Consider the following 8003-nt stretch of genomic DNA (forward strand, 5'->3'; position numbering starts at 1 on the left):
CCGCAAACGATTCGGCTGGCGCACCCCCGCCGAAGAACTCGACCGACTACTCTCAGACCCGTCCACATTCGTTGCAGCCACCGCTTGAATCCAAGGCGAAAAAAGTAGCGCTGAGCACAGTCTCGACGCCGCCAGCGCAGACTCGGCACCCGCGGCGTCTGGTAACAATCCCCGACGAACTTACGGGCGAGACCACTTAGAGGTCCAGCACTCGACGAAGCCCGCGCTCGACCTCGTGCATCAGGCTCGGCGGCACATTTCCTACTCGATCGGCGAGGTCAGTCTTGTTCAGCGTGACAAGCGCCGTGACGTTGACAACCGAATCACGCGGGAGCCCTGTGACGGTTGCGGGCAAGAATACGTTGCCAGGCATCGTCGCCAAGGCCGTGTTGGAGGTGATCACCGCGGCGAGCACGGTGGCGAGGCGACTAGCGTTGTACGGGTCAGACTGGACTACGAGCACCGGTCGGCGTTTCGCGGGGCGGCTTCCGGACGGCGGTCCGAGGTCAACCCAGTAGACGTCAGCGCGGCTGATCACCACCCGTCGTCCACGGCATCCAACACCCGACGCCCGATAGCCACGGCGGCGGCCTCCGCCTCGTCGGCGCCATCGACACGTTCTAGCGCACTGTCAATCTGTCCAGTCAGCGATTGTGCATCCAACTCGTCCAGGTAGCGCTGCGCAGCTCGGGCAAAGAACTCGGATCGACTCACGCCGAGGTCACTCGCCCGCTGTGCTACGCGATCGAACGTCTCGTCCGGAAGCGAGATAGCTGTTTTCATACAGAAAGTATAACCCGGTATAACCGGGTTATACACTCGGCGGTCGTACCGTACTTTGCGGGCCTGCCCTGACAGTGCCAGTCGCGCTGATCCGGGAAAGCTTGACAGCGCCGGATCGACCAAGCGTCGACCGAGTCGGATGGCCGCGAGGCATTGATCCGCCCGGGTTCGACCCTATAAATACGCCACGGTGTCGAACCAGGATCTATGCGTCAGATTTGGCGCTGGCTCGACAACTTCCTGCATCACGGGTAGCGACTCGTACCTGTCGAACACGCACCATTGCTAATTTCTACTATGAGTTACAGTGTGACACAAAGTATTTGACCACTTGCGTCTGTGCAAATAATCTGCACGTGCTCAGCGTTTCAGTTTCATCGGATGCAAAAGCTGCCGCATCGCCCGACGCTCCCCTGGGCCGGCGGCCTTCTGATTTCTCACATACGTCACAGTGACGGTTTCAGCCGGATGACGATGCCGCGCAAACGCTTTGGAACTAGTTAGTTCCCCGCTCTTAGGACGTCGATCCTGCAGATCGGTCCATGCGCGCGCGCAAGCCGCTCATCCATCGTCACCAGAGTCGCATCGAATGCCTCCGCGAGTGCCACGTACAAGGCGTCCCATCCCCGCACCGAATCCCGCAGCTGCCACGCACGCTCCAACAGCCACCGGTGCCCGACACGCTCGCCCGGCCAATCGCGCAAGTCAGTGACGGCCTGCTGCGCAGCCGTGCCGTCCAATCGCCCCCCCAAGTACTGGCCCCGGATGACGCCCATCACTTCAACGTCGATCACGTGCGGCGCCATCTGATCGACGTCCGCCGCCAGACGCGCCCCGATCGCGCCCGCCCGGGGTGTGTCAGCCACAACCTCGAATAAACACGACGCGTCAACGACCAGCATTGGGCCACTCGCCGCGCCACTCATCCAAACTCTCCAGCACCTCAGTCGTGGAAACCTCCGAGGGTCGACGACCGGTCCGCGTCAACCACTGCGCAACCGAAGGGCGCGCCGCCAGCCGGGCCGCCTCACGGCGCAGCAACTCGGGCACCGTGATCCGCTCCTCCGCGGCACGACGGACCAACGCGGCATATATATCGTCGTCTATGTCGCGAATTTGAATCGTCTTAGGCATAGCAGCATCGTATCATGCATATACGCATAGGCTCATGCGACTGCGCATGAGTACCCTTGGCTACTCGCACCTCCGCAAAACGCACCGTTACCAGCAGCCAATGCGACGTGAATTGTGCTGCAATATATTTCGCTGCCAAATCTGATCCGCGTTGCGCATCCGGTTGGCCGAGATCCGATATGCGTCGAGTTCACTACGGGTTGACCCGGACCTCTACGAATCCGGCCGCCGTGAAGTCCTGGTCGAACGCTAGGGCTTCGCGCAGCCGCCGGTCACGCATGACGCGAAAACTCGTTGCGTCCACGTACGAGTACGCCCGCTCGTCGTGTTTGCGAAGCCAGTCCCACGCTGCAGCTTCCTGGTCTTCTGTAACTCGGTGCACGACGAGGCGCTCGGCATTCCGCAGAGTGTCGAGCCGATCGAGAAAGGCCAGCGCAGTTCGGTGGCTGTCCTTGCGCCGCAGGAACGTCCAGGTCTCGCCCGCAACAAGGTTCGTCGTCAGGATCTGTTCGGACCGTCCAAGAGCGCCCAGCATGTCCAGCGCGTCATCGTGCCGAGTATCCCCGGGCAGCGCCCACGCCACCCACCATCCCGTGTCGGCGAACTTCACTGGCCGTAGACAACGCCGTCGACCTCGCCTGGTTCCACCGAAACATGGTCCGACCCAAACCCCGCGAGCGAGCGCCACAGGCCTTCATCGGACTCGCCGAGCGGTGGCGAAAGGACGGTGCCGAGGCCCACGCGGATCAACTCGGACTTGGAGATGCCGCGACGCCGGGCTTCCGCGGCAGCCAGCAAGTCGAGCTCTTCGGGGATCGTGATCGTGATCGTCTTCACACCTCCAATATACATATCTGCCGCTACGTTGACTACATATTGTTGCTCCAGCGCGTCAGCATCCGATCGAGTGCGTTGATGGCGTAGCGAGAATTCACAACTGACCGTTGCGAGTTGTATTGCGTAACGACAGATCTACTAACAGATGTTGCGCGCGATCTCTCATGATCGATGAACCAACGAGATATCCTGCGAAGGGCTCTCCGTCGAAACGTATCGGTCGTTATAGGTCGAGCACGCGACGAAGTCTGAGGTCTCGCTCGTCTCCTCGCCGTCACGGGCCCATGACACCCGATCAAGTCCGTCGGCCGTAGATCATGCAGCGGCTACCGGATACCATGGAAACAACAAACGTAACGATCGGAGATATCGATGGCTCGTTCTTTTACCGAGGCGGAGCTGCGTAAGCTCGCCGCAGACGGCGCGGCGAGCCTCGACGGAGCCAGCGCCGTCGACCTGCTGCGCTGGACCGACGAAACCTTCGGTGCCGACGACTACGTGGTGGCCTGCAGCATGCAAGACGCGGTGGTGGTGGACCTGGCCGCAAAGGTTCGCCCCGGCGTGCAGGTGCTTTACGTCGACACCGGCAACGAGTTCCCTGAAACCCTCGGAACGCGTGACGCGGTCGAAGCCAGCTACGACATCCGGTTGATGACCTTGCACCCGGAACCCTCGGTGCTGTCGTTGGGCACCAGCCTGTGCTACACCGACCCGGACGAATGTTGCCGGCTACGCAAAGTGGTGCCGCTGTCTAGAACGCTGCCCGACTTTTCCGCGTGGGTAACCGCGCTTCGCCGTGCCGATTCGCCGAGCCGCGCCAACACGCCGCTGATCAGCTTCGACGAAAAATTCAAGCTGGTGAAGGTCAACCCGATCGCCGCATGGTCAGACCAAGAGTTGGCCGACTACATCACCGAAAAGAACGTATTGGTCAATCCCTTGATGGACGAGGGCTACACATCCATCGGCTGCGCCCCCATGACCACCAAACCGGCCCCGGGCGCCGACAAACGCAGCGGACGCTGGGCGGGGTTCGCCAAGACCGAGTGCGGCATCCACGTCCAGCCGTAAGCGCGCTCGTTCTGCCCGGCTTCGTCGCGATGAGCGCCGCTCGGGTGCCGCCGACGGCTCCGGTGAGCTGCCGGTGGTCTCTTATGAGCTGTTTGGCTCGACGGAGATCTTGGGCCGCATGGCGATGGAGAAGATGCTGGCCGGGCTCTCGACGCGCCGCTACCGGGTCGGATTGGAGCCAGTCGGCCGGCAAGTCGATGAAACGGCCTCTGTGACAAGTAAGTCGGCGGTGTCAAGGAAGTTCGTGGCGATGACCGAGACCGCGCTGGCTGAGCTGCTGGCCAAGAACCTCTCGGGGCTGGACGTGGTGGCGCTGCTCATCGACGGGGTGCATTTCGCCTAGTCCTGCTGCGTGGTCGCGTTGGGGATCGACATCGAGGGGCAACAAGCATCCGCTGGCGCTGATGGAGGGCTCCGCCGAGAACGCCACCTTGGTCACCGACCTGCTGGTGGGCTTACGGGAGCGCGGCCTGGATGTGGCTCGCTCGATGCTGGTGGGTATCGACGGGTCCAAGGTGCTGCGCAATGCGGTGGTCGAGGTGTTGGAGCGTCCGGTGATCCAACGCTGCCAAATCCACAAAGTCAGGAATGTCACAGATCTTCTGCCGCAACGACTTAGGTCCACCTTCGGCAAGAAGATGACTGCCGCCCACCACGCTGACTCGGCGCTGGAAGCCGAGGCCGCACTGCTGGCCCTGGCCAAGGAGCTCGACCGCACCCACCCCGGTGCCGCGGCATCGCTGCGTGAGGGTCTCGGTGAGACGCTCACGGTGCTGCGTCTGGGCGTGCCGCCCACACTGGCGCGCACCCGCCCATAAGTTCGAACTCGACCGCGGTAGTCGATAATTCGAAAACCATGCCTGGACAGTCAGCGGCAACTGCGACGTCATCGTGCACGACGCCGCGCACCACGAGGCATCCCGTCGAAGCGGTGGTATGCGGGGGCAACATAGTGGCAATCTTTGCACGCATGGCCACAATCACCACACAACCGTCGCCTCGAACTCGGCGAAACCCTCGCTGCGCCGGTACTTTTGCACCTCAGCCAACGACAAGAGTTTAGCGAATACCCCACCCGGACAAGGAGTTCCGTGTCGTGAATGAAGAAAGGTGCTCTGAACTGGGATAATTCGGCTTGTCTAAGGTCGAATATCGCAAGTTCGAGGAGCACCTTTCGGGTGGGCAAGTCTACGTCCTGGTACCCATCGTTGTCCGTTGACGCCACCGGCCGCGGGATCGTCTCGCAGGCCGGTGCGATCACCCTGGTGCGCAACGCCGAGCAGGTGGGCCTCATCGATGCGCTTTCGGCCGCGTTGAGGCCGTGGCGCAAACCGTTGGCCAGCCACAATCCGGAAAAGATCCATTTCCTGATGTCATTTGCTTTCCATTCGTATTGCGGTTGAAACGACCGGGGCGAGAAGGCCCGCAAGCGCGGTGCGCGTGGCCAGGCCGAAGGCTTCCGTCAGCGTCGGATGGGGGTGGATGCTGGCCGCCATCTGCTCCAGCGTCAAGCCATTTCGCACCGCAAGCGCCGCCTCGCCCATGAGGTCCGCCGCGCCTTCGACGAGCGCGTGAATACCCACGATGCGCCGGCCGTCCCGGCGATAGACGATGCGCAGCCGCCCTAGCACCTCGCCTGCGATTTGGGCGCGCGCGTCGATCCGGTCGGCGGCACCAACACCAACGCATCTCTGTTGGGTGCGGGCACCAACGACGCCGCAACGCTCTTGCTGTACTTGCCGGTGCTCGTCAACATCGCCCTGGCCCCGTACACCGGCATCGTGGGCGACAAGAACGTCGTCGTGGCGGCGGTCGGCAACGTCGGGGTGGCGACCAACGAACACGCCGCCTTCCAGAGCGACAGCAATAGCGGTGAGGTCAACGTGGCGGTTCGGTCACGCCGTCGTCCGGCCTGAGCGGACCGGCAAGTTCACCATCGCCCAGCCGAGTAGCTACAGTAAGTGCCCCGGCTCGTCCGGCTGCACCGTGTCCGGTGTGACCTCGTAGCATTCCGACTGGTTCAACTCAGGCACATACTGAGGTGGATAGTAGATGCAGTACGTCGAGTATCTCCCCCCGGAGCAGTAAACGTGTGCTGGAATGACATAGTCGGGGGCGTAGAACAGGCGACAACGGTGCCATGACCCGTCGGGCCGGATCGGGCCGTCGCAGATCCTGCGTGTGCTGGCCCGCAGGACGAGCATCCAAAACTGCTCGACGCAATTCGGCGTGACCACCGGCACCGCGCGGGCAGGTGGTGGCATGGTGACAGTCGGTGCTCCTATCCATATCGCGAGCGCGGCAACACGCGACCAGCCACCAGCGTTCCTGGTACCGAGACACCACGGGTCAGGCTGGATATCCAACCCGGCATCTATCCAACATCCAGGTTCTGAGCGACGTCGTCAGGGCAGGCGGGGAGCAGATTGCACACGCCCGCGCATCGCGGCACCGGCCGCCGCGCCCTAACTTCAGTAAGGCAATGGGAGTTCGACAGTGCATATCTTTACATCGGCACCAGTCGGGCCGACTGGGCTTGGCCAGCCAGTTTCCTATCGAAGGTCCACAATGGTGCGGCGTTCGACAATTCCGCATATGTGGCCAGGCAGCAATCCTCGAACGACAGCTTCGGATGATCGGTGAAAAACGGCAGTGCGAGCTTGAACATGACACGGTTGCAATCGATCTGGGTCAGCGACATCAGGCCCTCGATCGCCTCGGCTGCCGCGGCACGGCTGAATTCATAGTGGCGGCACAAAGCGAAGACCACCTCGATGATGGCGAAGTCCGACACGACGAATGGCGCATCGGCACTTTCAAGTAGTGCGACTGCCGCCGCGTGTTGGTCGGGAACATCGTTAAGCAGCAGGCGGAGTACGACATTGGCGTCAAGTGAACCGCCAAATGTGGGCATCACGCCTACGACTCGCGCTGGGACTGGTAAAAGTCATCGACATCCAGCAGGGGGCGGGTGCCCGGCTTGATATGGCGACTAACGCGTTCGCTCAACTCGTTGGCACTCGGCGGTTTGGTGATGATGAGTTCCCCGGTGTCCTCGTTCAGGTGCGCGCGCAACACTCCACCCGAATCGGCCAAACCGAGCCGGCGACGAACGGCGACCGGAAGCGTTGTCTGCCCCTTCCTGGTCACGGTAATGGTTATGTCCATATCTATTACTCTACCGTTCTGCACTACGTACACGCCGAGGTAATGCGATCTGGACATCGCAGGTGCGAAGGCAGCTTCGATAGATCAGCCCGGAACGTCGCCGGCCTGAACCCCTTGAGCAGGGGTCAAGCCGAGCGCCCAGAACCGCGTCGATGCGGAGGTCTCAACCGGACGCCGCACATCTGCCAGGCGCTTTGTTTGTCAAGTTCGCGGCGGGTCTGCTGGACTACACGCCACGAAAGCTTGTCTACCTAGCAACGTTGTTGCGTAACCGATCGGCGGCTGAATATGGGATCCCACAGCGTAATGCACCGGTGCCGACGACCCCTCGCTTGACCAGAAGTTCGCGTACTGCCATTGTACGTACATGACTTCGATGAAAGATGACCGCCTGCAGCTGCGCGTCGACGCAACCTCCAAGCGGCGGCTGGAGGAGGCCGCCGCCGAGGCGCACCTGAGCGTGACGGCGTTCGTGCTGCAGGCCGCCAGCCAGGCCGCCGACAATTTGCTCGCCGAGCGGCAGACAATTCGCCTGTCCCCCGCCTCGGCGGCCGTGTTCACCGAAGCACTGAACCATCCGGCGCAGGTTAACGAGCGACTGGCGGCCACCTTGAAGCGGCCGGCGAAGTTCACCTGGCTCGACTGAAGTGCAGTTCTACCGGCCGAACGTACTCGACCCGGATGGACACCGGCGCGACGAGTTCACGTCGGGCGATTCGTCCCTGGACGAGTGGCTGCGCCGCTACGCCGGCCAGAACCGACGCGGCAACACCGCAGCGGTCTGGGTGATCGCTGATGTTGATCACAGGGTGGTCTGCTACGCGACTTTGTCGATGACATCGGTGGATCGGTCAGCAAGTCCCACGCCATTGGCGAAGGGCGCCCCATTGCAGGTTCCCGCGCTCCTAGTAGGCCGGCTAGGGCGTGTCTCCCAATTTTTCGACTGTTGACCAGCCAGGATTGGCTGGTGACGCGGATTGGTGTGATTTCTGACGAGTTCTGGGCGGTGG

Annotated in this window: 13 protein-coding genes and 2 pseudogenes; 5 read left to right on the forward strand and 10 right to left on the reverse strand. The window is 62.2% G+C overall.

The annotated features are described in order from the left end of the window. Nucleotides 1–196 precede the first annotated feature (196 nt). From ACOJVU_RS15550 to ACOJVU_RS15575, 6 genes are all read right to left on the reverse strand, one after another. Nucleotides 197–541, reverse strand: a complete 345-nt coding sequence (locus tag ACOJVU_RS15550) for a type II toxin-antitoxin system PemK/MazF family toxin (RefSeq protein ID WP_421530604.1) — start codon at nucleotides 539–541, stop codon at nucleotides 197–199. Next, complete coding sequence (locus tag ACOJVU_RS15555; protein ID WP_421530605.1) at nucleotides 535–783, reverse strand: ribbon-helix-helix protein, CopG family; 249 nt, start codon at nucleotides 781–783, stop codon at nucleotides 535–537. Before ACOJVU_RS15555 ends, ACOJVU_RS15550 begins: the two co-directional genes overlap by 7 nt. A 500-nt stretch (nucleotides 784–1283) precedes the next feature. Further along, nucleotides 1284–1649, reverse strand: coding sequence for a type II toxin-antitoxin system VapC family toxin (locus ACOJVU_RS15560; protein ID WP_421530606.1), 366 nt, complete (start codon nucleotides 1647–1649; stop codon nucleotides 1284–1286). A gap of 22 nt (nucleotides 1650–1671) precedes the next feature. Further along, complete coding sequence (locus tag ACOJVU_RS15565; protein ID WP_421530607.1) at nucleotides 1672–1917, reverse strand: hypothetical protein; 246 nt, start codon at nucleotides 1915–1917, stop codon at nucleotides 1672–1674. A 193-nt stretch (nucleotides 1918–2110) separates the two neighbouring features. Beyond that, a complete protein-coding gene (locus ACOJVU_RS15570) occupies nucleotides 2111–2527 on the reverse strand; it encodes a type II toxin-antitoxin system VapC family toxin (protein ID WP_421530608.1) in 417 nt (138 codons plus the stop codon). Beyond that, on the reverse strand, nucleotides 2524–2754 hold the full coding sequence (locus tag ACOJVU_RS15575) for a CopG family transcriptional regulator (RefSeq protein WP_421530609.1): 231 nt from the start codon (nucleotides 2752–2754) through the stop codon (nucleotides 2524–2526). The genes ACOJVU_RS15570 and ACOJVU_RS15575 overlap by 4 nt, the downstream gene beginning before the upstream one ends. Before the next feature lie 372 nt (nucleotides 2755–3126). On the opposite strand from ACOJVU_RS15575, the gene ACOJVU_RS15580 reads away from it, so the two are divergent. From ACOJVU_RS15580 to ACOJVU_RS15590, 3 genes and pseudogenes are all read left to right on the forward strand, one after another. Further along, complete coding sequence (locus tag ACOJVU_RS15580; RefSeq protein WP_421530610.1) at nucleotides 3127–3825, forward strand: phosphoadenylyl-sulfate reductase; 699 nt, start codon at nucleotides 3127–3129, stop codon at nucleotides 3823–3825. Nucleotides 3826–3871: 46 nt separating this feature from the next. After that, nucleotides 3872–4634: pseudogene (locus tag ACOJVU_RS15585) on the forward strand (transposase); the annotation flags it as partial. A gap of 369 nt (nucleotides 4635–5003) precedes the next feature. Further along, nucleotides 5004–5186, forward strand: a pseudogene (locus ACOJVU_RS15590) (IS1380 family transposase); the annotation flags it as partial. A 12-nt stretch (nucleotides 5187–5198) separates the two neighbouring features. Here ACOJVU_RS15590 and ACOJVU_RS15595 read toward each other — a convergent pair. Continuing rightward, nucleotides 5199–5456, reverse strand: coding sequence for a hypothetical protein (locus tag ACOJVU_RS15595; RefSeq protein WP_421530611.1), 258 nt, complete (start codon nucleotides 5454–5456; stop codon nucleotides 5199–5201). Between the two features lie 12 nt (nucleotides 5457–5468). Here ACOJVU_RS15595 and ACOJVU_RS15600 point away from each other — a divergent pair, with 12 nt between their 5' ends. Continuing rightward, nucleotides 5469–5741, forward strand: a complete 273-nt coding sequence (locus ACOJVU_RS15600) for a hypothetical protein (protein WP_421530612.1) — start codon at nucleotides 5469–5471, stop codon at nucleotides 5739–5741. A 36-nt stretch (nucleotides 5742–5777) separates the two neighbouring features. On the opposite strand, the gene ACOJVU_RS15605 is transcribed toward ACOJVU_RS15600, so the two are convergent. The 3 genes from ACOJVU_RS15605 to ACOJVU_RS15615 all read right to left on the reverse strand — a co-directional run bounded on the left by ACOJVU_RS15605 (nucleotide 5778) and on the right by ACOJVU_RS15615 (nucleotide 6993). Next, the gene (locus ACOJVU_RS15605) at nucleotides 5778–6089 is read right to left on the reverse strand and encodes a CDGP domain-containing protein (protein WP_421530613.1); all 312 of its coding nucleotides are present in this window, start codon (nucleotides 6087–6089) and stop codon (nucleotides 5778–5780) included. A gap of 242 nt (nucleotides 6090–6331) precedes the next feature. Further along, the gene (locus tag ACOJVU_RS15610; protein WP_421530614.1) at nucleotides 6332–6739 is read right to left on the reverse strand and encodes a PIN domain-containing protein; all 408 of its coding nucleotides are present in this window, start codon (nucleotides 6737–6739) and stop codon (nucleotides 6332–6334) included. A gap of 5 nt (nucleotides 6740–6744) precedes the next feature. Next, nucleotides 6745–6993 carry an AbrB/MazE/SpoVT family DNA-binding domain-containing protein gene (locus ACOJVU_RS15615; RefSeq protein ID WP_421530615.1) on the reverse strand — a complete coding sequence of 83 codons (249 nt, stop codon included), beginning with the start codon at nucleotides 6991–6993 and terminating at the stop codon, nucleotides 6745–6747. A 376-nt stretch (nucleotides 6994–7369) separates the two neighbouring features. On the opposite strand from ACOJVU_RS15615, the gene ACOJVU_RS15620 reads away from it, so the two are divergent. Further along, nucleotides 7370–7639: a DUF1778 domain-containing protein gene (locus ACOJVU_RS15620; RefSeq protein ID WP_421530616.1), complete on the forward strand. Its 270-nt coding sequence runs from the start codon at nucleotides 7370–7372 to the stop codon at nucleotides 7637–7639. Nucleotides 7640–8003 lie beyond the last annotated feature (364 nt).

Source organism: Mycobacterium sp. THU-M104 (genome assembly GCF_049197365.1).
Taxonomy (GTDB): Bacteria; Actinomycetota; Actinomycetes; order Mycobacteriales; family Mycobacteriaceae; genus Mycobacterium.

What these genes read in the sequence shown, in the direction of transcription:
- ACOJVU_RS15555 (WP_421530605.1), bottom strand. Translation starts at nt 783, where the DNA reads ATGAAAACAGCTATCTCGCTTCCGGACGAGACGTTCGATCGCGTAGCA.
- ACOJVU_RS15565 (WP_421530607.1), bottom strand. Translation starts at nt 1,917, where the DNA reads ATGCCTAAGACGATTCAAATTCGCGACATAGACGACGATATATATGCC.
- ACOJVU_RS15580 (WP_421530610.1), top strand. Translation starts at nt 3,127, where the DNA reads ATGGCTCGTTCTTTTACCGAGGCGGAGCTGCGTAAGCTCGCCGCAGAC.
- ACOJVU_RS15605 (WP_421530613.1), bottom strand. Translation starts at nt 6,089, where the DNA reads ATGCCACCACCTGCCCGCGCGGTGCCGGTGGTCACGCCGAATTGCGTC.
- ACOJVU_RS15610 (WP_421530614.1), bottom strand. Translation starts at nt 6,739, where the DNA reads ATGCCCACATTTGGCGGTTCACTTGACGCCAATGTCGTACTCCGCCTG.
- ACOJVU_RS15615 (WP_421530615.1), bottom strand. Translation starts at nt 6,993, where the DNA reads ATGGACATAACCATTACCGTGACCAGGAAGGGGCAGACAACGCTTCCG.
- ACOJVU_RS15620 (WP_421530616.1), top strand. Translation starts at nt 7,370, where the DNA reads ATGAAAGATGACCGCCTGCAGCTGCGCGTCGACGCAACCTCCAAGCGG.